General features: G+C 66.3%; 25 protein-coding genes and 1 riboswitch. Of the genes, 9 read left to right on the top strand and 16 right to left on the bottom strand.

Annotation, left to right across the window (positions count from 1 at the left end; all coding sequences use genetic code 11):
* The first annotated feature begins 23 nt into the window (after positions 1-23).
* The 5 genes from ACOQPI_RS00825 to ACOQPI_RS00845 are packed head-to-tail and all read left to right on the top strand — an operon-like array spanning position 24 to position 4,920.
* Positions 24-806 carry a succinate dehydrogenase cytochrome b subunit gene (locus ACOQPI_RS00825; protein WP_420617833.1) on the top strand — a complete coding sequence of 261 codons (783 nt, stop codon included), beginning with the start codon at positions 24-26 and terminating at the stop codon, positions 804-806.
* Complete coding sequence (locus ACOQPI_RS00830; RefSeq protein ID WP_420617834.1) at positions 806-2,728, top strand: fumarate reductase/succinate dehydrogenase flavoprotein subunit; 1,923 nt, start codon at positions 806-808, stop codon at positions 2,726-2,728. The genes ACOQPI_RS00825 and ACOQPI_RS00830 overlap by 1 nt, the downstream gene beginning before the upstream one ends.
* Before the next feature lie 8 nt (positions 2,729-2,736).
* The gene (locus ACOQPI_RS00835; RefSeq protein ID WP_420620965.1) at positions 2,737-3,492 is read left to right on the top strand and encodes a succinate dehydrogenase/fumarate reductase iron-sulfur subunit; all 756 of its coding nucleotides are present in this window, start codon (positions 2,737-2,739) and stop codon (positions 3,490-3,492) included.
* Positions 3,493-3,507: 15 nt separating this feature from the next.
* Positions 3,508-3,951 (top strand): OsmC family protein, encoded by a 444-nt coding sequence (locus tag ACOQPI_RS00840; protein WP_420617835.1) that lies wholly within the window; start codon positions 3,508-3,510, stop codon positions 3,949-3,951.
* A gap of 15 nt (positions 3,952-3,966) precedes the next feature.
* Entirely contained in the window at positions 3,967-4,920 is a 954-nt protein-coding gene (locus ACOQPI_RS00845) for a DUF368 domain-containing protein (protein WP_420617836.1), read from the top strand.
* On the opposite strand, the gene ACOQPI_RS00850 is transcribed toward ACOQPI_RS00845, so the two are convergent.
* The gene (locus ACOQPI_RS00850; RefSeq protein WP_420617837.1) at positions 4,865-5,518 is read right to left on the bottom strand and encodes a hypothetical protein; all 654 of its coding nucleotides are present in this window, start codon (positions 5,516-5,518) and stop codon (positions 4,865-4,867) included. The genes ACOQPI_RS00845 and ACOQPI_RS00850 overlap by 56 nt on opposite strands.
* Positions 5,519-5,545: 27 nt before the next feature.
* Between ACOQPI_RS00850 and ACOQPI_RS00855 the strand changes: the two genes are divergently transcribed.
* Complete coding sequence (locus ACOQPI_RS00855) at positions 5,546-5,920, top strand: SCP2 sterol-binding domain-containing protein (protein WP_420617838.1); 375 nt, start codon at positions 5,546-5,548, stop codon at positions 5,918-5,920.
* Between the two features lie 18 nt (positions 5,921-5,938).
* Here the strand turns inward: ACOQPI_RS00855 and cobT are convergent, their stop codons facing one another.
* From cobT to icd, 12 genes are all read right to left on the bottom strand, one after another.
* The gene (gene cobT / locus ACOQPI_RS00860) at positions 5,939-6,973 is read right to left on the bottom strand and encodes a nicotinate-nucleotide--dimethylbenzimidazole phosphoribosyltransferase (RefSeq protein WP_420617839.1); all 1,035 of its coding nucleotides are present in this window, start codon (positions 6,971-6,973) and stop codon (positions 5,939-5,941) included.
* Between the two features lies 1 nt (position 6,974).
* Positions 6,975-7,847, bottom strand: coding sequence for an adenosylcobinamide-phosphate synthase CbiB (cbiB, locus tag ACOQPI_RS00865; protein ID WP_420617840.1), 873 nt, complete (start codon positions 7,845-7,847; stop codon positions 6,975-6,977).
* Between the two features lie 41 nt (positions 7,848-7,888).
* Positions 7,889-8,584 (bottom strand): adenosylcobinamide-GDP ribazoletransferase, encoded by a 696-nt coding sequence (locus ACOQPI_RS00870; RefSeq protein WP_420617841.1) that lies wholly within the window; start codon positions 8,582-8,584, stop codon positions 7,889-7,891.
* A 25-nt stretch (positions 8,585-8,609) separates the two neighbouring features.
* Positions 8,610-9,119 carry a bifunctional adenosylcobinamide kinase/adenosylcobinamide-phosphate guanylyltransferase gene (locus tag ACOQPI_RS00875; protein WP_420617842.1) on the bottom strand — a complete coding sequence of 170 codons (510 nt, stop codon included), beginning with the start codon at positions 9,117-9,119 and terminating at the stop codon, positions 8,610-8,612.
* Positions 9,116-9,670, bottom strand: a complete 555-nt coding sequence (locus ACOQPI_RS00880) for an adenosylcobinamide amidohydrolase (RefSeq protein WP_420617843.1) — start codon at positions 9,668-9,670, stop codon at positions 9,116-9,118. Before ACOQPI_RS00880 ends, ACOQPI_RS00875 begins: the two co-directional genes overlap by 4 nt.
* Before the next feature lie 77 nt (positions 9,671-9,747).
* Positions 9,748-10,323: a cob(I)yrinic acid a,c-diamide adenosyltransferase gene (gene cobO / locus ACOQPI_RS00885; RefSeq protein ID WP_420617844.1), complete on the bottom strand. Its 576-nt coding sequence runs from the start codon at positions 10,321-10,323 to the stop codon at positions 9,748-9,750.
* Positions 10,320-11,171 (bottom strand): ABC transporter ATP-binding protein, encoded by an 852-nt coding sequence (locus ACOQPI_RS00890; protein ID WP_420617845.1) that lies wholly within the window; start codon positions 11,169-11,171, stop codon positions 10,320-10,322. Before ACOQPI_RS00890 ends, cobO begins: the two co-directional genes overlap by 4 nt.
* Positions 11,144-12,241, bottom strand: coding sequence for a FecCD family ABC transporter permease (locus ACOQPI_RS00895; protein WP_420617846.1), 1,098 nt, complete (start codon positions 12,239-12,241; stop codon positions 11,144-11,146). The genes ACOQPI_RS00890 and ACOQPI_RS00895 overlap by 28 nt, the downstream gene beginning before the upstream one ends.
* Before the next feature lie 8 nt (positions 12,242-12,249).
* Positions 12,250-13,296, bottom strand: a complete 1,047-nt coding sequence (locus ACOQPI_RS00900; RefSeq protein ID WP_420617847.1) for an ABC transporter substrate-binding protein — start codon at positions 13,294-13,296, stop codon at positions 12,250-12,252.
* 54 nt (positions 13,297-13,350) lie between these two features.
* Positions 13,351-13,490: riboswitch (adenosylcobalamin (AdoCbl) riboswitch) on the bottom strand.
* Positions 13,454-14,353 (bottom strand): aminotransferase class I/II-fold pyridoxal phosphate-dependent enzyme, encoded by a 900-nt coding sequence (locus ACOQPI_RS00905; RefSeq protein WP_420617848.1) that lies wholly within the window; start codon positions 14,351-14,353, stop codon positions 13,454-13,456. It overlaps the preceding riboswitch by 37 nt.
* Positions 14,354-15,340, bottom strand: a complete 987-nt coding sequence (locus tag ACOQPI_RS00910) for a malate dehydrogenase (RefSeq protein ID WP_420617849.1) — start codon at positions 15,338-15,340, stop codon at positions 14,354-14,356.
* Between the two features lie 42 nt (positions 15,341-15,382).
* Positions 15,383-16,579: an NADP-dependent isocitrate dehydrogenase gene (gene icd / locus ACOQPI_RS00915; protein ID WP_420617850.1), complete on the bottom strand. Its 1,197-nt coding sequence runs from the start codon at positions 16,577-16,579 to the stop codon at positions 15,383-15,385.
* Positions 16,580-16,704: 125 nt separating this feature from the next.
* Between icd and ACOQPI_RS00920 the strand changes: the two genes are divergently transcribed.
* From ACOQPI_RS00920 to ACOQPI_RS00930, 3 genes are all read left to right on the top strand, one after another.
* On the top strand, positions 16,705-17,559 hold the full coding sequence (locus ACOQPI_RS00920) for a methylenetetrahydrofolate reductase (protein WP_420617851.1): 855 nt from the start codon (positions 16,705-16,707) through the stop codon (positions 17,557-17,559).
* Positions 17,560-17,571: 12 nt separating this feature from the next.
* On the top strand, positions 17,572-17,871 hold the full coding sequence (locus ACOQPI_RS00925) for a hypothetical protein (RefSeq protein WP_420617852.1): 300 nt from the start codon (positions 17,572-17,574) through the stop codon (positions 17,869-17,871).
* Between the two features lie 113 nt (positions 17,872-17,984).
* On the top strand, positions 17,985-18,137 hold the full coding sequence (locus ACOQPI_RS00930) for a hypothetical protein (protein WP_420617853.1): 153 nt from the start codon (positions 17,985-17,987) through the stop codon (positions 18,135-18,137).
* Positions 18,138-18,226: 89 nt separating this feature from the next.
* Here the strand turns inward: ACOQPI_RS00930 and purH are convergent, their stop codons facing one another.
* The 3 genes from purH to sucD all read right to left on the bottom strand — a co-directional run bounded on the left by purH (position 18,227) and on the right by sucD (position 21,262).
* A complete protein-coding gene (gene purH / locus ACOQPI_RS00935) occupies positions 18,227-19,747 on the bottom strand; it encodes a bifunctional phosphoribosylaminoimidazolecarboxamide formyltransferase/IMP cyclohydrolase (protein ID WP_420617854.1) in 1,521 nt (506 codons plus the stop codon).
* Positions 19,744-20,307: a phosphoribosylglycinamide formyltransferase gene (purN, locus tag ACOQPI_RS00940; protein WP_420617855.1), complete on the bottom strand. Its 564-nt coding sequence runs from the start codon at positions 20,305-20,307 to the stop codon at positions 19,744-19,746. Before purN ends, purH begins: the two co-directional genes overlap by 4 nt.
* Positions 20,308-20,377: 70 nt before the next feature.
* Positions 20,378-21,262, bottom strand: coding sequence for a succinate--CoA ligase subunit alpha (gene sucD / locus ACOQPI_RS00945; RefSeq protein WP_420617856.1), 885 nt, complete (start codon positions 21,260-21,262; stop codon positions 20,378-20,380).
* Positions 21,263-21,289: the final 27 nt, after the last annotated feature.

A 21,289-nucleotide genomic window follows, 5' to 3' on the forward strand; every position in this document is an offset into this window, starting at 1 on the left:
CGATGGCCCAAACCATGACGAGAGTGAGCACGCCGCCGCCGGTGCGGTCGGAGCCCAAGATCAAGCTCCCGTGGCCGCTCAGCATTTACCAGACCGCGGTGGGCAAGAAGTGGGTTATGGGCCTCACTGGAGCGGCCTTGTTGAGCTTCATCGTGGTCCACATGATCGGCAACCTCCACCTCTACGAAGGACCGCTGGAGATCCACGAGTACGCCGAGACCCTGCGGGATCTGGGCACCAAGCTGCTCCCCCGCACCTGGCTGCTGTGGATCATGCGCATCGGCCTGATCATCGCCTTCGCCCTGCACATCCACTCGGCCTACTCCCTGAGCCGAATGAGCATGGCCGCCGACCAGCGCTACCCCGGCGGCCGCAGCTACATCGCCGCCAACTTCGCCTCCCGCACCATGCGGTGGACCGGCCCCATCATCGGGCTGTACCTCTTCTACCACCTGGCCGACCTCACCTGGGGCTGGTTCAACCCCGATTTCGTGAGGGGCGACCCCTACCACAACGTGTCGGAGAGCCTGAGCAGCATCCCAGTGGCGATCCTCTACATCGTGGCCAACACCGCGCTGGCCGTCCACATCTTCCACGGCACCTGGAGCATGTTCCAGAGCCTGGGGGTGAACAGCCCCCGCTACAACCACCTGCGCCGCTATCTGGCCGCCGGGCTGGCCGGGATCATCCTGGTGGGCAACCTCAGCTTCCCGATCTTCGTGCAGGCCGGGGTGATCGACGACGACGGCCGCTCCATCGTGGAGGAGCTCCAGCAGCACGGGACCCCTGAAGGAGAGGACCACTGATGCTCGGCTCCCTCGACGCCCGCATTCCGGCCGGATCGCTCGACACCAAGTGGACCGACCACAAGTTCTCCATGCGGTTGGTGAACCCCAACAACAAGCGCCGCTTCGACGTGATCGTGGTGGGCTCGGGGCTGGCCGGCGCATCGGCGGCGGCCTCGCTGGGCGAGCTGGGCTATCGGGTCAAGGTGCTCACCTACCACGACTCCCCTCGCCGGGCCCACAGCATCGCCGCCCAGGGCGGCATCAACGCGGCCAAGAACTACCAAAACGACGGCGACAGCGTGTACCGGCTGTTCTACGACACCATCAAGGGGGGTGACTACCGGGCCCGGGAGGCCAACGTGTACCGCTTGGCCGAAGTGTCGGTGGACATCATCGACCAGGCCACCGCCCAGGGCGTGCCCTTCGCCCGGGAGTACGGCGGGCTGCTCGACAACCGTTCCTTCGGCGGCGCCCAGGTGTCCCGCACGTTCTACGCCCGGGGCCAGACCGGCCAACAGCTCCTTTTGGGGGCGTACTCGGCGCTGATGCGCCAGGTGGCCGCGGGCACGGTGGAGTTGCACACCCGCTCGGAGATGCTGGAGCTGGTAATGCACGACGGCCGTGCCGTCGGCGTGGTGACCCGCGACCTGATCACCGGCGAGATCGTGCCCCACTCAGCCCACGCGGTGGTACTGGCCACCGGGGGCTACGGCAACGTGTACTTCTTGTCGACCAACGCCAAGATGTGCAACGTGACCGCAGCGTGGCGGGCCCACCGCAAGGGCGCGCTGTTCGCCAACCCCTGCTACACCCAAATCCACCCCACTTGCATCCCGGCCAGCGACGACTTCCAGTCGAAGCTGACCCTGATGTCGGAGTCGCTGCGCAACGACGGGCGCATCTGGGTGCCCCTGGCCCACGACGACGGTCGGGCGCCCCACGAGATCCCCGACGCCGACCGCGACTACTTCTTGGAGCGCAAGTACCCGGCCTTCGGCAACCTCGTGCCCCGCGACGTGGCCTCCCGCAACGCCAAGACGGTGGTGGACGAGGGCCGGGGCGTGGGACCGCTGCGCAACGGCGTCTACCTGGACTTCTCCGGCGCCATGGCCCGCGACGGCGAGGCGGTGATCCGGGCCAAGTACGGCAACCTGTTCGACATGTACGAGCGCATCACCGGCGAGGATCCCTACACCGTGCCCATGCGCATCTACCCCGCCACCCACTACACCATGGGCGGGCTGTGGGTGGACTACGAGCTGATGAGCAACGTGCCCGGCCTGTTCGTGATGGGCGAGGCCAACTTCAGCGACCACGGGGCCAATCGACTAGGTGCCTCGGCCCTCATGCAGGGGCTGGCCGACGGCTACTTCATCCTGCCCTACACCATCGGCAACTACCTGTCGGACTTCTTGGGCGACCCGGCGCTGGGCACCACCGAGCCGGTGTTCGCCGCCGCCGAGCAGGCGGTGGCCGACGAGATGAACCGCTGGCTGTCGATCGGGGGCACCCGCTCGGTAGACCACTACCACCGGGAGCTGGGCAAGCTGGTGTGGGACTACATCGGCATGGCCCGCAACAAGACCGGCTTGGAGAAGGCCCTGTCGGAGATCCCCGCCCTGCGCGAGGAGTACCACCGCAACGTACGGGTGCTGGGCTCGGCCGACACCCTCAACCAGTCGCTGGAGAAGGCCGGCCGAGTGGCCGACCTGTTCGAGCTGGCCGAGCTCATGGCCCGAGACGCCCTGACCCGAGAAGAGTCCTGCGGCGGCCACTTCCGGGAAGAGCACCAGACTGAAGAGGGCGAGGCCATGCGGGACGATGAGAACTTCACGCACGTAGCCGCTTGGGAGTGGAACGGCGAGGGAACCCCCCAAACCCGCCACCGCGAGGAACTGGAATTCGAAAACGTGGAGCTAACCCAGAGGAGCTACAAGTGAGCGCCGAGATCAACCTCACGCTCAAGGTGTGGCGCCAGGCCGGTCCCAACGCCGAAGGCCGTTTCGTGACCTATGAGGCCAACGGCATCAGCACCGATGCATCGTTCTTGGAGATGCTCGACATTGTCAACGAGCGGCTCATCGAGGCGGGCGAAGAGCCCATCGTGTTCGAGTCTGACTGCCGGGAGGGCATCTGCGGCACCTGCGGGCTGATGATCAACGGCCAGGCCCACGGCCCCCAGAAGGGCACGGCCACCTGCCAGCTCCACATGCGAAGCTTCAGCGACGGCGACCACATCGTGATCGAGCCGTGGCGGGCCACGTCGTTCCCCGTGCTGCGGGACTTGGCGGTAGACCGCCGGGCCATGGACGCCATCATCGGCGCTGGCGGCTACATCTCGGTGAACACCGGCGCCGCCCCCGACGCCAACCTCACCCCCGTGCCCAAGGAGACGGCCGACACCGCCTTCGACGCGGCAGCCTGCATCGGCTGCGGGGCCTGCGTGGCCGCCTGCCCCAACAGCGCGGCGCAGCTGTTCACCGCAGCCAAGGTGCAGCACCTGAACCTGCTACCCCAGGGCCAGGCCCAGCGGTGGGCCCGAACCGAGGCCATGGTGGAGACCATGGAGGCGTTCTTCGGCTCGTGTACCAACCACGGTGAGTGTGAAGAGGCCTGCCCCAAGGAGATCCCCATCGACTTCATCGCCTGGACCAACCGCGACTACATCAAGGCCAAGGTGAAAAACCGCAAACTGGTCGGCTAGAGATAGCGTCAAAGCATGACCACCATCACCGCCGACCTCTCGGTCGACAGCGGCCAAGACTTCGCTGTGGAACTCCGCTCGGGCTCGCATCTGTGGGCGGCCGACGAACCCGAAGACCTGGGAGGAGGCGACACCGGCCCCAATCCTTATGAAATCCTCCTGTCGTCAGTGGCGGCCTGCACTTGCATCACCCTGTCGATGTATTGCCAGCGCAAGGGGTGGAAACTCCACTCGATTTCGGCCCGCTTCGAACACGACCGGGTTCACGCCCGCGATTGCGACGATTGCGAGGCCGACGCCTCGGGCTACATCGACAGAGTGCGCAGCCAGATCTTCATCGAGGGCGACTTCGACGACGACCAGCGGACCCGTTTGGAGGACATCGCCCGCCGCTGCCCCGTGCGCCGCACCCTCGAGGGGGGCATGTCCTTCACTACCGAAGCAGTGTTCGCGGGCTAACGCCCAACCCGGTTGATGTCGGCCATCGGCAAGGCAAACGACGTCGTCCGCCACGCCGCGCGGGGTTTGCTCATGGGCGCGGCCGACGTAGTGCCCGGCGTGTCGGGGGGCACGGTGGCGCTGCTGCTGGGGATCTATACCCGGTTGATCGACACCGTGCGGGCTGCTGCGGGAGTGCTGGGGGCGTTGCTGCGGGGCAGGTGGAGGGACGCATGGCATCGACTGCGCAGCTTTGAGTGGGGCTTCGCATTGCCGCTGGTGGTGGGCATCGTGGTGGCCGTCGTGGCCCTGGCGTCGGTGATCGACGAGCTGTTGACCGACGAGCCCGAGGTCATGGCCGGACTGTTTTTCGGCTTGGTGGCGGCATCGGTGGTGGTGGCCTGGAAAATGGTAGAGAAACCCAGTGCAGGGCTTGCCCTGACCGCACTGGCGGTGGGGGGGCTGTTCTTCTGGCTGCTGGGACTCCAGTCGGGGCCGGTGGACGACCAGACCGAGATCGCGCTGTTCGGAGCGGGGATCGTGGCGGTGTGCGCCATGTTGCTGCCCGGCATCTCCGGGGCGTTCATCCTGCTGATGTTGGGGGTGTACCCGGCAGCGATCGCCGCGGTAGACGACCGGGTCTGGGGTGATCTCGCCGCGCTGGCCGCCGGGGCAGTGCTCGGGCTGGCTCTGTTCTCCAACCTCATCGGCCGGGTGCTCCACCGCTGGCACGACCCCACCCTGGCGGTGATGGTGGGCCTGCTGCTGGGCTCGCTGCGAGTGCTGTGGCCGTGGCCCGCCGGAGTTGGCGTGATCAGCCGCCACGCGGAGGAGACCATCGACGGAACCGACCTGGGCTGGGCCCCCGCGGCCGACCTCTGGCTTCCCGCCCTCCTCGCGGTGGCCGCCGCCTCCCTGGTTCTCGTTCTTTCCGCTATGGCCGCGAGGCAAGGTGGTTCTTCTCGGTCCACGCAGGCCCGTCGGAACTAGCGACCAGGGATCGCTCCAAACGGGCGCGCTGAGAGGTCTCAGGGTGGTCGATGGGGAGGGGGGCGGAGGCAATGACAGTGCCGTCGGTTGGGCCGTTGGTCCACTCCCGGTCCCACCAGGCGGGCAGGCCCTCCCAGTGGAAGCTACGGCCCCGGCCGTCCAGCTCAATCGTCTCATCACCCACCAGCACTTGGCCGTGGACAATGTCCAATGTGTCGGGCGCCGACTCCCACTCCAGCTCCAGGCCGTAGGGCACCCGGTCGCCCCAGCCCAGCCCGAACACTTCTTCGGGATCGTCGAGGGCCACCGCAAACGCCTCCAAATCCACGGTGAAGTGCTCGTCGGGGATCTGTTCGATGAACTCGGTCCACAACCCGGGCGCTCGCAGCTCCAGGGTTGAGGGCCGGGGTAGCGGGGCGTCGGTCTCCAGCAGCATCACCGGGCGGCGGTCGGGACCGACCAGCGCCGACCAGAACCAGCTCCGCCCCAGGTTGGGCCACAGCGTGAGCTGCGCATAGCCACCCACCGATCCGTCTGGCGCGGCGAAATCGCCATACCACGACTCGGCCCATAGTCGGTGTGTCGGTGCAGCCGTCATAGGTCTACGTGGGTACCGTAGGGCCTGGTGCCGAAGTACTTGAGCGAGGAGTGGCTCCTAGAGGCCGACGTCGCGCTGCGGGCGTCTGGCCTCTGCACGTCGGACGGCGTTCGGTTCGCAGTAGAACAGCAGGTTGGCGAGGTGGTGTTCCACATGGTGTTCGACGAAGACGGGGCCAGTGTCTGCGCCGGACCGGCCATTGACCCGGCGGTGGTGTTTCGTCAGAACCGGGACACTGCGGTGGCGATTGCCCTCGGGGAGTTGTCGGCTGAGGAAGCGGTGTTGAACGGGGAAATCACTTTCGAGGGCGACCCCATGGCGCTGTTGTACCACCGCCGACTGCTGACTAGGGCCGAAGACGTATTCGCCGACGTGCGGTCCCGCACCGACTGGAATCTCTAACGAGAGGTTCGTCTACTACTAGCCGGGTGCGGGCAAATCGGCCATATCGGCCAGCGCCTGAGCGGCCGCATGCACCAGTGGAAAGGCCAGGCAGGCCCCGGTTCCCTCTCCTAATCGCAGGTTGAGGTCCAGCAGAGGATCGAGGCCCAGGAAGTCGAGCACTATGGAGGCGGCCGGCTCGCTGGAGCGATGGCCGGCAATGGCGTGGACTGCGGTGCCAGGAGCCAGGGCATCGGCCGCGCACAAGGCGGCCCCCGCGATCACACCATCAACGATGTAGGGGACGCGGCTTTGGGCGGCGGTGATATACAGCCCGGCGAGGGCCGCAATCTCCAACCCCCCGACCGCGGCCAATACATCCAGGGGATCGGTGCAAGCTCCAGCTCTCTCGATGGCCACGGCAACCAGTCGCCGCTTGTGGTCAAGGCCTCCGGCGGGAACCCCAGCTCCTGCTCCAGTGACCTCTTGGGCCGACCGGCCGGTGAACGCGCCGATCAGCGCGGCCGCCGGCGTTGTGTTGCCGATACCCAAGTCTCCGCCAATCAGGCAGTCGGCGCCCCGATCCAGCAGCTCTGATGCAATCCGACAACCGACGTCGAGCGCGGCCTCGGCCTGGCCCCGCGACATCGCCGCCCCGGTGGCGATGCTGGCGGTCCCGTCGGCCACCCGCTCATCTCTTACTCCGGGGTCCGGGGGCAGCGGGGTTTTCACACCGACGTCCACCATGACTACCTGAGCGCCTACCGCGTCGGCAAAGACCGAAATGGCGGCCCCGCCGTCGCTCACCGTGGCCACCATGGCCGCGGTGATCTCTGACGGCCAAGCGCTGGCCCCGTCGGCCACCACGCCGTGGTCCCCGGCGAATACCACCACCACTGGGTTGCAGGGCGCGGGAGGTGGGCAAACGCCGGCGATTCCGGCCAAGTGAACGCCCAGGTCTTGTAATCGCCCCAGCGCGCCCGGGGGCATGGCCCGAGTAGCCCATCGAGCCTGGGCCTGTTCCATGGCCTGCACGTCGAGAGAGGGAATCGTTGGAAACGAACGCGAATCCATATCAGCCGCCACTTCTATCCATGAGCCAGTCAATAGTCCCGGCCATCACCAACAGGCCAACCGCGGCAATCTCCACCCGGTCGGCCAGCCGGACAGCGGCTTCGATGTCATCGGCCTCTGGGTGGTAGCCGGTGCCGAGAAACGGACGCTCTTCGGCCACTCCTTCGTAGCTGAGCGGTCCGCCGAGTTTGCGATCCAGTGCGGCGGCCACCGCGGCCTCGGCAACACCGGCATTGGGAGAAGGGTGGGCAGGGGCATCTAAGCGCACCGCATCGACAATCTGGCGAGCCCGGGCCCGGCTCAGCACGGCGACCAGTACGGCAAAAACTCGGGCCGGGATGTAGTTGGCGGCATCGTCCAGGCGGGCTGCGGCCCAGCCGAAATTGCGATACCGCTCATTGCGCCGACCGACCATGGCGTCCATGGTGTTGATCGCCCGATAAGCCGCGGCACCAGGGGCACCGGCCACCGCGCCCCAGAACGCAGGGGCTATCACCGCGTCAACGCTGTTCTCGGCCACCGACTCAATGACCGCGGCGGCTATGCCGAACTCGTTGAGCTCCGCTGGATCGCGCCCCACCAGGGTAGGCAACTGGGTACGGGCTGCCGGAAGATCACCGTCGGCGACCGCTTCTCCGATGCGCATCGCCACCCGCCGAAGCTCACGGCCCGCGGCGGCAATAGCCACTGCGGTTGTGGTGGATTTCATCATTCGGCCTCCGGCGGCGCCGATGGCCACTCCCACCGCGGTATATGCCACTCCTGCCAATCGCCGGTCGGCCCAGAGGGCCTGTTCGACGCGCTTCATGGCCCTCCCGAATTCGGCCACCGGATGGGCGTCAGCGGGCGGCTCGCCCACCACACGATCGATCACCAGACCCGCTGCTGCACCCAGGCATCTCCGCCCGAGCCGGCTCATGGATCGGCCACCAGGGTGAGTAGGGCGGCGGTTTCTGCCACCATGATCACCGCGCCCAGGACATCACCGGTGAATCCGCCCAGCCGACGCCACGCCAATGCCACCACACCACCGGATGCCACCACCATGACTCCGGCCGCTACCGCACCCGACACCCCTGCGATCAGCACCAGCGCGGCCACTGCGGGTGCCAACCACAACGCCAGCCACAACTGTGCCCCATCGAGAAACGGGGCAGCTAGCCCACCGGGCCGGGCGTAGGGGACGATGGCCGGGATCACGGCGACCAAAGTGCGGCTGAAGGCCCAGATCGGAATCAACGCTAACGACTCGATGCCGTCAACCGATAACGCCGCCCACCGGACCGCCACCACAACCACAACCGCGGCAACGGCGAACGCTCCCACATCGGGTCGGGCCATCACCGCCAGCCGCCGATCCCTTTCCATGTGGGGAAGGAGTCCGTCGGCGCTGTCGGCCAAACCATCAAGGTGCAGCCCGCCGGTGAGCACCAGATCTGCTGCTACCACCAAGATCCCGACTATCAGCAGCGGCCACAGCTCACCCGCCCCCCAGTGGACAGCAGCCAGCACCGCACCCAGCCCGGCCCCGACCACCGGAAACCACCAGAGTGCCCGGGCCTGGGGCGTTTGGCCGCGGCCGAACACGGTGAGAAATGCCGTTGCGCCCATAATCGCAGGCCGTCTCACCTTCGCCCTACCTCCCATCGGCGAAAGGCAGCTCGAGTGGCCGTCCGGCCACCACCAGCAGCACCCGGTCGGCCACCTCGGCGACCTGCTGGTTGAGCTTTCCCATAGCGTCGACATACCGCCGGCCCAGTTCACTGGGGGGATGAACCGCCATCCCGACCTCCTCGGAGACGATGACCGCCGAGGCCGTCCGATCAGCGAGGGCGGCCAGCAGGTCATCTGCATCCACGGTCAGCTCGGCATGCAGCGTCACCCAGGTCCCCAAAGAGTCGACCACCACCGGATGGTCGATCTCCCGCAGAAGTCGAGGGAGGTCGGCAGGCGCCTCACACTCGACGGTGTCCCAGCCGGGGGGACGTCGAACCTTATGGGCGGCGACCCGAGCGGAGTGGTCCGTATCATCCGGATCCACCGCAGCAGTTGCCACATACGTGACAGCCGAACCCAGGGACTCGGCAATCGCCTCAGCCACCTCTGACTTGCCCGAGCGGGTCCCCCCCAGCACCAGCACGATCATGGCGAGCCGCCTGCGCCCTTCCAAACAGCCTGATAAACCGCCTGGGCGATGCTGGCGCCCACCGTCGACCGGGGTCCGGCAAACCGCTCGGTTATTGCGCGGGCAGGCCAAACAACGGCGATCGCATCGCTGGCTGTTCCCGTTCCGGGAATGCCCCTCTCTCCCAGAGCCTGGGCCTTGGCCTCGGTGGCGGTGGCCACCGCGTTGACCGCCGCGCCCGGCTCGAGCCCCACTGGCACTTGAACCACGGCGTTGATCGTGCCCGGCACCCATGCCTGGGCGGCCTCGGCGGGATCAGCAGCCCACGTGGGGTGGGAAGCTCCGACAGTGGCGTCCACCACCACCCCGCCGTGTTCAACCCGGCACGCTTGGCTGACATCGGCCGCGGTGAACAGGGCCACTCCAGAGCCGACCAGATCGCACTCTGCCGCCACCTCCGCCGCGTGATCGTCGAGGTCGGTTCGGGAGTAACCCGAGACGACGCCGATATTCACCACCCAGCCGATCTCCCTGATTCCCCCGCCCACTGCCGACGTCGATACCGCCATCATTGGCGTCTCCCAGCGCCACACCAGAACCCCGCGATGGCCAGGTGCGGCTGCATGCAGGCGGGGGCTAACCGGCCTGCTCAATAGTCGAGGCCCTTTTTGGCCAGTATCTGGCTGTCGAAGGCGTGCTTGACCTTGACCATCTCGGTGACGGTGTCGGCCACGTCGATCACCTCATCGGCCATATCCCGGCCGGTGAGGATGACGCTTACCTGCTCCGGTCGAGACTCCAACACCGCGGCCACTTCGGCGGCATCGATCCAATCCCAGGTCATGGCGTAACTGATCTCGTCCAAAACCACCAGGCGGTACTCGCCTCCGGCGATGAGCTGGGCCGAGAACTCCCAGGCAGCTATGGCCTTGGCTCGAGACTCGTCGAGATCGTCGGAGTCCCAGGTGAACCCGTCGCCCGCCGAGAACCACTGCACCCCGAGCTCTCGGCACACCTTCTCCTCGCCGGTGTTCCAGTCGCCGCTCTTGAGGAACTGCACTACCGCCACCGGCCAACTTTGGGACACCGCCCGCAGAATGGTGCCGAAGGCCGCGGTGGACTTGCCCTTGCCATCGCCGGTGTTTACCAGCACCAGCGATGAAGCCCGTCGCATCTCAGACAGGTCGTAGGGGCGCTCTTCCTGGGGAGTTGCGTCGGTGCTCATGAAGGCTCCTTCTCTTGCCGACGGGGTGCGGGCAATACCACCAACTCGCCGTCGATTGGTTGAACAGTAAGCGGCGTGCCGTACACCGCAGACAGCAGATCAGCATTCAGTACTTCGTCTGGCGTGCCCTGGGACACGATTCGGCCGTGGTCTATAAGAATAAGCTGGTCGGCAAATCGGGCTGCGGCGCTGAGGTCGTGCATGGCGGCCAATACGCTCAGCCCCTCGGTGCGGCGCAGATCGTCCACCAACTCCAGCACCGACACCTGATGGCCCACGTCGAGGGCGCTGGTGGGCTCGTCCAACAGCAACACCGGGCATTGCTGGGCTAGCGCCCGGGCCACCACCACTTGCTGGGACTCCCCGCCCGACAAGGTGGATACAAAGCGGTCGGCGAAGGCCAACAGCTCCAAGCGGTGCAGCACCGAGGACACGATCTGGCGATCAGCCTGCGATTCACGGGCCAGCCACCCGAGGTGCGCGGTGCGCCCCAACAGCACATACTCGGCCACGGTCATGCCCTTGGGCAGCACTGGGAATTGCGGCACCAAGGCGACATCGGCGGCCCCCGGCGTTTGCCCATCTCCCAGGACAATCGCCCCGGAGTAGTCGGCTAATCCCACAATCGACCGCAGCAATGTGGACTTGCCGGCCCCGTTAGGGCCGATGATGCCGAGCCATTGCCCGGTGTCCAGTTCCAGGTCGACACCGCAGACCACCTCTTGATCGCGGAAGCTCACCCGCACCCCACGACACGAGAGTGCGGGCGCCGACCCGGCCGCAGTCCCCGCACCCTGGGCCGAAGCTGTTAGGACGGTGCTCATGTCGTGCTCCACCGGTCTCGCCACAGCACAATGGCGAAGAAGGGCGCTCCGACAAATGCGGTGATGACGCCCACCGGTAACTCCGATGGAGCCAATAGGGTGCGGGCGCCGATGTCCACGAAGGCCAGAAACGCCGCCCCCACCAGCGCAGACAGCGGCACGATCACCCGATAGCTGTGGCTGATGAGAAGGCGGACTATGTGAGGCACCACCAGGCCCACGAAGGCGATCAACCCGCTCACCGAAACCGCAGCCGCAGTCAGCAGTGAGGCAGCCACGATCACCACAAGGCGGGAGCGAGCCGGATCCAGTCCCAGTGAGCGGGCTTCGTCATCACCCACCCGCAACACATCGAGATGCCTCCGGTGTACGAACAGCACCACCCCGCATACCGCCACGTAGGGCAGCAGGAGCCCAACCTGCTTCCAGCCGGTTGTGTTGAGCTGTCCGAACAGCCACGACAACACTTCTCGGGCCCTGGTCTCATCCAACTGCTGGATGGCATACGTCTGCGCCGCTGAGAACAAGGCGGCCATGGCCACACCACCCAGAAGCAGGGTTGCCGGCGACGCGCCTCCGCCCCGGGCGATGGCCATCGACGCCAGCACCGCCACCAGCGCTCCGAGGAAGGCTGCGGCTGGCACGGTGTCGAACGGTCCCCAGCTCAGATCGAGGCCGAACCCCAAGGCCAGCACCGCGCCGAAACCCGCACCAGCCGATACTCCCAGCAGGTAGGGGTCGGCCAATGGGTTGCGGAACACCCCCTGATAGGAAGCACCGGCCACCCCCAACGAACCCCCTACGAGCATCCCGAGCACCAGCCGGGGAAGCCGGATCTCAAACAAGATGTTCTGTTGGGTGGTCGACAGAGACGAATCGACACCGATCAGCGGAACCCAATCGAACAAGGCGCCGAGCACTCCCTTGACCGGCAGCCCAGCAGCTCCGCTGGTGGCGCTGACCAGTCCCACCGCCACGAGAACCAAGACCCCGACGACGGCAGCCCCAATCGACATCCCAAACGCCCGCCGTACCGCCGAGTGGGCGGCATCGCCATCCGCCAAGGCGGTAGTCGGGAGGGACGCGTCAGCCATGATCGTTCTTAGGAAACCGGTGCTGCCACTGATTGCAGAGCCTCAGCTACCGCTTCGATGAACTGGGGCAGCCGCGGTCCCCATCGGGAGGCGATATCAGAGTTGACCACCACGATGTTGCCGTTGCGCACTGCGGCCACCTCGCCCCAACCGGGTCGGGCGGCCACATCTTCGGCGGTGTAGCCAACCAGGTCGGTGATGACGATCAGCTCAGGATCGGCTTCGACGATGTACTCCTCGGTGAGCTGGGGATACCCGTAACCGTCGGTGTCGGCCTCATCGGCGATGTTGGTTGACCCCATGGCGGTGTAGACCGCCCCGATGAAGCTGTTGGAGCTGACCGAGAAGTATGTGTTGTCCAGCTCGTGGTACACCCGCACCGGAACGTCGGAGGCCGAGCTCAGCGCCGCGTCGATTTCAGCTCGCATGTCGGTCACAAGCGCGGCAGCCTCGTCAACTCGTCCAACGGCGATTCCCAATTCGGCGATGGAGGCATAACCGCCCTCAAAGTCCACCGGTGCCGAACTCAGGAGCACCTCAACGCCAACCGCATCCAGGCCAGCCATCAGGTCGTTGGCGTCGTTGGCGATCACCACCAGGTCGGGCTCGTACGACAGCACCGCCTCCACGTTGGGATCCCATCCCGACAAGTCGGTAACCGGCGCCTCCGGCGGGTAGTACGAGAACTGGTCCACCGCCACTATCTGCTCACCCGCGCCGATAGCGAACAAGATCTCGGTGGCAGTCGGAGACAGCGACACGATCCGCTGAGGCCGCTCAGGCGGTGCGTCGGTTGGAGCCGCCTCGGGGGCAGCCTCCTCAGTAGGCGGCGGCGCGGCCTGAGTTGGAGTTGGTGTCGGTGGTGCTTCAGTCGGCGCCGACTCGGAGGCCGCCTCTTCGGTAGGCGGCGGCGCGGCCTGCGTCGAAGTCGCTTCGGGCGCGGCCTCCCCGGCCACCTGGGCCGCTGGGGCATCGTCATCGTTGCCGCAGGCAGTCACCATCAGGGCGAGGGCGAGCAGCATCGCAGTCAGTAGACGGAACAAACGTCGGGGCATCTAGCACCTCCTGTAGATCGAGGAACGGAAGCTCGATCGGCAGAAGCCCTGCCCCCAAGCCAACCCAACCCTCGGGGCTTATGGCTCGTTTCGGCGCAAAGCTCGACCGGACTTACTGGCTCAGGGCCAGTTCACCGTTGCGGGACAGTGCCGGAATCTAACCGGACTTCGCCTCCACGCCGCTCCGAATCATAGCTGACTCCAAACGAGCCAGCCCATCAGAATCAGGCACACCAACCCGCGTGTATCCCGGCATGCCGAAGCTAGAGCAATCCCGCACCACAACCCCGTAGGGGGCCAAGCGCTCCCGCAATCCGGGGGCATGAACCAAGACCCAGGGTGCATCGGCCGCCTCCACCGTGAAGCCGAAGCGTCGAAACACCTCGGCCAAGTCCTTGCGAGCGGTGGCGATGGCCTCCGCCCAAGCCGGCAAGTCGGCCAATTCCAGCAGCTCCGGCAGCACGGAAACCGCCAACGAGTTAACCGACCACTGCGGCTGATGCCGGGCGAATCGCTCCACGTCGTCGGAGATGATGTAGCCGAGTCGTAGCCCGGGAAAGGCGAACACCTTGGTCAGCGACCCCACGACTACGCCGGACCGGCCGGCCGTCCACCGCCCGGTGGCCAGCGGGTAGAACGCCTCATCCCACACATCGGCCGACTCTTCAGCCCTGGCCAAGTGACCACTGGGATTGTGGGGGTCGCTGCGCCAGATCGGCCCAACGGGGTTGCGGGGGTGAAGCCCGAACTCAGGCTCAGAGCTCACCCGCCCCCCGATCTCCCGAGCTGCTAGGGAGATCGCCTCGCTGCCCCCATTGGTCAGAATCAGTCGCTCGGCTTCCACTCCGATGGCGTCGGCCAATTCCCGGGCCGCATCGGCTGTGTCGGGATACCGGCGCACCGAATCCAGATGGCCGGCCAACATCGAAGCAACATCGGGGGCGAACGGGTTGGGACTCTGCGATAGATCCAGGATGGTTCGGGGGTCGATGCCCAGAGCTCGGGCAATGCGAGGGCCGTCTCCGCCGTGGCGACCGGCGGGAGGGATGTCGGCCAACTAGATCAAGCCCAGATCGGCCACCGTGTCTCGCTCTTCAACCAGCTCGGCCACAGTGGCGTCGAGGCGGGCCTGGGAGAATTCGTTCAGATCCACGCCATCCACAATCGACCACTGGCCGCCGGCGGTGGTGCAGGGGAACGACGAGATGAGGCCCTCGGGCACGCCGTAGGAGCCGTCGGAGGGCACGGCCATGCTCACCCAGTCGCCCGGAGCGGTGCCGTGGACCCAGTCGTGGACGTGATCTATGGCCGCGTTGGCTGCGGAGGCTGCACTGGACAGGCCTCGGGCCTCGATGATGGCCGCGCCCCGCTGCTGCACCGCGGGGATGAACTCGTCGGCGATCCACGCCTGGTCGCCCACTGCTTCGGCGGCCGACTGGCCTCCCACCCGGCAATTGAACAGATCGGGGTACTGGGTGGCCGAGTGGTTGCCCCAGATGGTCATCCGGCTCACGTCGTCCACGGTCACTCCCAGTTTGGCCGAGAGCTGGGCCACCGCCCGGTTGTGGTCGAGCCGGGTCATGGCGGTGAACCGCTCGGCACCGATCCCCTGGGCGTTGTTCATGGCGATGAGGCAGTTGGTATTGGCCGGATTGCCCACCACCAGCACCCGCACATCGGATGCCGCACCGGCAGCCAGCGCCTTGCCCTGGGTGGTGAAGATGGCGCCGTTGGCCTCCAGCAGGTCGCGTCGCTCCATCCCCTTGCTCCGGGGCCGCGACCCCACCAATAGGGCGTAGTCCACCCCGTCGAACGCCTCGTTGGGATCGTCGGTACACACCTTGTCGGCCAGCAGCGGGAAAGCGCAGTCGTCCAGTTCCATGGCCACTCCGCCCAGGGCGTCCATGGCCGGGGGGATCTCCAACATCTGGAGCACCACGGGCACATCGGGGCCGAGCATCTGCCCGCTGGCAATGCGGAACAGCAGGCTGTAGCCGATCTGGCCGGCTGCGCCGGTCACGGCCACTCGCTTGGGATCGCTCACCGACAAGTCTCCTTTGGTCGGAGTGTGGTTGTCGTCGGGCGGCTAGAGCCGGTCGACGATGGCCGACGCGAACTCCGAGCACTTCACCTCGGTGGCCCCGTCCATGAGGCGGGCGAAGTCGTAGGTCACGATCTTCTCGCCGATGGTGGCCTCCACGGCGTTGATGATGTCGTCGGCGGCGGCGTCCCAGCCCAGGTGCTCGAACATCAAAACGCCCGACAAGAGCACAGACGACGGGTTCACCTTGTCCTGCCCGGCGTACTTGGGGGCGGTGCCGTGGGTGGCCTCGAACACGCCGTGGCCACTCACGTAGTTGATGTTGGCCCCCGGGGCGATGCCGATGCCCCCCACCTGGGCGGCCAAAGCGTCAGACAGGTAGTCGCCGTTGAGGTTCATGGTGGCAATCACGTCGAACTCGGCCGGGCGGGTGAGCACCTGCTGGAGGGCGATGTCGGCGATGGCGTCTTGCACCAGGATCTTGTCGCCCGCGTCGCCGCCGCAGTCGTCCCAGCCCACGGCCACGTCGGAGAACTCCTCCCGGACCAGGTCATAGCCCCAGCCGCGGAACGCCCCCTCGGTGAACTTCATGATGTTGCCCTTGTGTACCCAGTGGACCCGCTTGCGGTTCCGCCGAACGGCGTAGTTCAACGCAGCCCGCTGGAGGCGCTGCGAACCCGTCTTCGACACCGGCTTCACGCCGATGCCGGCATCATCGGCGATGTCCCAGCCCAAGGCGTCGTGGAGCAGGTCGCGCAGCTTGGCCGCCTCGGGAGTAAAGGCCTCCACCTCGAGCCCGGCGTAGATGTCCTCGGTGTTCTCCCTAAAGATCACCATGTCCACCAATTGGGGGTTTTTCACCGGAGACGGCACATTGGTGAACCAGCGCACCGGGCGCAGGCACACGTACAGATCCATGATCTGGCGGATCGACACATTGAGGCTGCGGAAGCCGCCCCCCACCGGAGTGGTCAGCGGGCCCTTGATACCGATGAGGTATTCGGTGAACTTCTCAATGGTGTCTTGGGGGAGCCAGTCGCCAGTCTCGTTGAACGCCTTTTCCCCGGCCAGCACCTCGATCCACTCGATTTTGCGGCCGTGCTTGCCTGCGGCTGCGTCCAGCACATGCTTAGCCGCCGGCCAGATGTCCACCCCGGTTCCGTCGCCCTCGATGAACGGGATGATTGGATTGTCAGAAACGTCGAGCTTCCCGCCAGCTCCGATTGTGATCTTGTCGCCCATATAAGGCGAGCATACCGATGGGCCTTTGTACCCAACGAAGCCAAGAATGAAGTCCCAGCAAGGACCGGCAGGTGAGCGGCAAACAATGCCGAGACGCAGGGAACCGGGCCATACGCTGCCCTTTGATGACCCGGATTGTCGACCTCTTGGGCGATCAGCCAACGCTGTCGTTCGAGTTCTTTCCCCCAGCCGACGAGGTTGCTGCCAAGCAGCTGGATGAGACCCTGAACGAACTCACTGGGCTAGCCCCCTCGTTCGTGTCGGTCACCTGCGGCGTGGGGGGCGACGGCCACGACCGCACCCGCGACATCGTGACCGACATCTGCGGAGATCGGCCCTTCCCGGCCATGGCCCACCTGACCTGCGTCGGCCACACCCGCCAGGGCGTCGCCGCCCTGCTCGACGGCTACGCCGCCGCCGGGGTGGTCAACATCTTGGCCCTGGCCGGCGATCCCCCCGACGGATCGGCCATCAGCGGCGACTTCCACTACGCCTCCGAGCTGGTGGAGGTGGTGCGGGCCCATCCCGCCGGATTCAGCGTGGGAGTGGCCGCCCACCCCGAAGTCCACCCCCGCTCGGTGAATCGGGGCTCCGACCGGGCGTTTCTGGCCAGCAAGCTGAACCAGGCCGATTTCGCCATCACCCAATTCTTCTTCGACCCCGCCGACTACACCCGGCTCTGCAACGAACTGGCCGACCTCGGATGCCATCAGCCCGTGATCCCCGGCGTCATGCCCGTGATCTGGCCCAGGAGCATCCGCCGCTACGCCGCCATGAACGGCTCCACGGTGCCCGAGCCGCTGTTCGCCCGGCTCGAGTCCTTACCCGGCCCCGACCGCATAAAGGCCGCCGCCGAAGCCGCCACTGAGCTATCCCAATCCCTCCTAGACGCCGGAGCCCCCGGCATCCACCTCTACACCCTCAACCGCCCCGAAGCATCACTCTTGATTACCGGGCCGATTTTCCCTTCTAGGGGGTAAGCTGGGAATTCGATGGCTACAGACCAAGACGACTTCCACATCTCGCCCGAGCGTCTCGCCGAGCTGCAAGCCATTTCCGACGCAGCCCCCCACCCGATTCCCAAAGACGCTAAAGAAGCACCACCAGAACTGGTCGAAGCGCTTCGCGCTTCGGCATTGGCCTATTTCGTCCATCTGCCTATCTCAGAGCAGGTCGAATACATGGTCCGCGTATCAACTGAAGAACAAGAAGACATCCTGGCCGACCTCCCCGAAGAGCATCGGGAGCGTCTGTTTATCGAACTAGGTTCCGTGACCCTCAAAATGCCCTGACTCCTCTTGGCGAGTTCGACCAACCCATCATCCTGGAGTCGGCTCGAAGACACGGCCAGAGCGATTTGGACATATTTCGCGCCGTCCGGAATCCACTGAAGATCGCAGACGACGTGCCGCGCCCTGGAATCGCGACAGTGGTCGGCCTCAACATGCTCGGTCTCCCCATTGAAGTTCTGGTTGACACCACGTGGCCCAACAAACCAGTGGCGTTCCATGCCATGTCGATCAACGAGCGCCGCCAGCGCGAACTCTTGGGAGGCTGACTAAGTAACGATGTCCGCGACTTGGGGGCCGCGATGGAGCCCCGGTGTCGTAAATCAGGGGCAAAGTCGGAACAGCCGGGTTCGGGCGTCTAGTGGCGGAAGTGGCGTTCGCCGGTGAACACCATGGCCATTTTGTGCTCGTTGGCGGCGTCTATTACCTCTTGGTCGCGTACTGAGCCGCCGGGTTGGATGACGGTGGCGCATTGGGCTTCGGCGGCGGCGTCGAGGCCGTCGCGGAAGGGGAAGAAGGCGTCGCTGGCGCAGGCGCCGCCGGCGGCTCGGCCGGCGGCCTTCTCAGCCGCGATGCGCCCGGCGTCGCGGCGGTTCTGCTGGCCCGCGCCGATGCCCACCGCTTGGCGGTTGTTGGCCAGCACGACGCAGTTGGAGCCCACCCGGGCCGCCACCCGCCAAGCCAACTCGAGGTCAGCCCACTGCTCCTCGGAGGGGGCCCGCTCGGTGACCACCTGCCAGGCTGAGCGGTCGATGGTGACAGTGTCGGGGGTTTGAACCAGGGCGGCGTTTCCGATTGTGCGGACTTCCAGCTCGGCGGCCTCGGGGACCGGGGCGTGGAGCACCCGCAGGTTCTTCTTCTTGGCCAAAAGGGCCAGCGCGGCCTCGTCGTACTGGGGGGCGATGAGCACCTCGGTGAACACGTCGGCCATGGCCTCGGCCATCTCGGAGGTCACCGGGCGGTTCACGGCCACGATCCCCCCGAAGGCCGACACCGGATCGCACTCGTGGGCCCGCCGGTAGGCGGTGGCAATGTCGTCGGCCACGGCTGCCCCGCACGGGTTGGCATGCTTGATCACCGCGGCGGCCGGGTCGTCGCCCAGCGAGTAGGCCAGCCGCCAGGCGGCGTCGGCGTCGAACACATTGAGGTACGACATGGCCTTGCCCTGGAGCTGTTGTGCTTCATCCCACCAGCTCGACTGTCCGGCGATGCGATAGCGGGCGCCGGTCTGGTGGGGATTCTCGCCGTAGCGCAGTACTTCTTGGCGCTCCAGGGTCAGCGCCACCGTGGGCGAGAGTTGCTCGGCGTCGGCATCGGTCAGCCAGTCGACGATCTCCGCGTCGTAGGCGCTGGTGTGGGCGAATGCCGCCCGGGCCAGGCGGCGGCGAGTAGCGAGCGACAGTGCGCCGTCGGCTTCCAGCTCGTCGAGCACGGCGTGGTAGTCGTCGGGTCGTACCACTACGCCGACCCGCTCGTGGTTCTTGGCTGCGGCCCGGACCATGGCCGGTCCTCCGATGTCGATCTGCTCAACCGAGGGGTCGGAACGGAAGGGATAGAGGTTGCTCACCACCAGATTTATGGGGACAATCCCCCGATTATCCATGTCCTCAACGTGACCGGGATTCGTCATGTCGGCCAACAGGCCCCCGTGGATCGCGGGATGGACGGTTTTGACCCGCCCGTCCAGCATCTCGGGCGCTCCGGTGACTTCTTCGACCGGGGTCACCGGGATGCCGGCGTCGGCCAGCGCTCGGGCGGTTCCCCCGCTGGAGATGATCTCCCACCCCATCGCCACCAACCGCCGGGCCAGCTCGATCACCCCAGTCTTGTCGTACACCGACACCAGCGCCCGGGGCGGGTGGTCAGCTGCCTGGCTCATAAGACATGCCCTCGGTCGATTATTTCTCGGATGGTGCGAATGTACAGGTCGCGCTCCACTGTCTTGATGCGCTCGTGCAGCGTGTCCACCGTGTCATCGGTCTCCACGGCCACGGGCTGCTGGGCCAAGATCGGCCCGGCATCCACCTCCAGAGTGGCCACATGCACCGTGCAGCCGGTGACCTTCACCCCGTACTCCAAGGCATCCTCCACCGCATGCCATCCCGGAAAGGCGGGCAACAGCGATGGGTGGGTGTTCAAGATGCGCCCCCCATAGGCGTCCTGCATCGGCTGATCCAACACCGTCCCAAACCCCGCCATCGCCACCAACTCGATCCCCTCGGCCTGGAGCCGCTCGGTCACCCGCCGGGTGTATCCCATCCGGTCGAAATCAGCCCCAAAGCTCTCCCGCTCCACCAGCACACAGTCCAACCCGTGGCCCGCGGCCACTTTCTCGGCCTTGCAGGGCCGATCCACCAGTACCAGCGAGACGGGCAGTCCGCTGTCAGCCATGGCATCGAGAATGGTTCCACTGCCCGATGCCAGCACCGCTAGTCGCATCGAGCCGAACCTACCACCCGCTTCGCGGGCTGCTCGGGATGTCTTTTGGCCAGTCGTTTCGCCCCTTCGGTCAGAGGGCGGCGACCACCTCGTCCATGATGTCGCCGGCCTCGCTGGGGCTCTGGCCGATGCGGACGCCGGCGGTGGCTAGGGCGTCCATTTTGGCTTGGGCGGTGCCTTTGCCGCCGGACACGATGGCGCCGGCGTGGCCCATTTTCTTGCCTGGTGGAGCGGTGAGCCCGGCGATGTAGGCCACCACCGGCTTGGACACGTTGGCGGCTATGAATTCCGCCGCCTCTTCTTCGGCCGACCCCCCGATCTCGCCGATCATCATGACGGCTTCGGTCTCGGGGTCTTCCTCGAAGGCGGCCAGGCAGTCGATGAACGAGGTGCCCGGCACCGGGTCGCCGCCGATGCCCACGCAGGTGGTGCAGCCGATGTCCTTTTGCTTCAGCTCATAAAGCGCCTGGTAGGTGAGGGTTCCCGAGCGGCTCACTATCCCCACCGGGCCGCCCTCTTTGGCGATGTGGCCCGCGGTGATGCCGATGTTGGCCTTGCCGGGGCTGATGAGGCCAGGGCAGTTGGGGCCGAGCAGCCGCACGCCTGGATAGTCGGTCTTGAGTTTGTTGAAGAAGAAGGCCTCGTCGTGCATGGGCACGCCCTCGGTGATCACCACGATCAGCTCCACCCCGCCCTCGGCGGCCTCGAGTACCGCGCTGCGCACCCCGGCGGCGGGGATGAACACGCACGACACGTTGGCCCCGGTGGCTTCCACGGCGTCGGCCACGGAGGCGAAGATTGGCACGCCCTCCACGTCGGTACCCGCCTTCTTGGGGTTGGTTCCGGCCACCACCTGGGTGCCGTAGTCCCGGTTCAGCATGCCGTAGTACCGGCCCTGGCTCCCGGTGAGGCCCTGGTACACCACCTTGGTGTTCTCGTCGACGAAGATGCTCATGTCAAGCCTGCTTTCTCATTGACGAAG

Source organism: Candidatus Poriferisocius sp., assembly GCF_965219815.1.
In the GTDB taxonomy this organism is placed as follows: domain Bacteria; phylum Actinomycetota; class Acidimicrobiia; order Acidimicrobiales; family Bin134; genus Poriferisocius.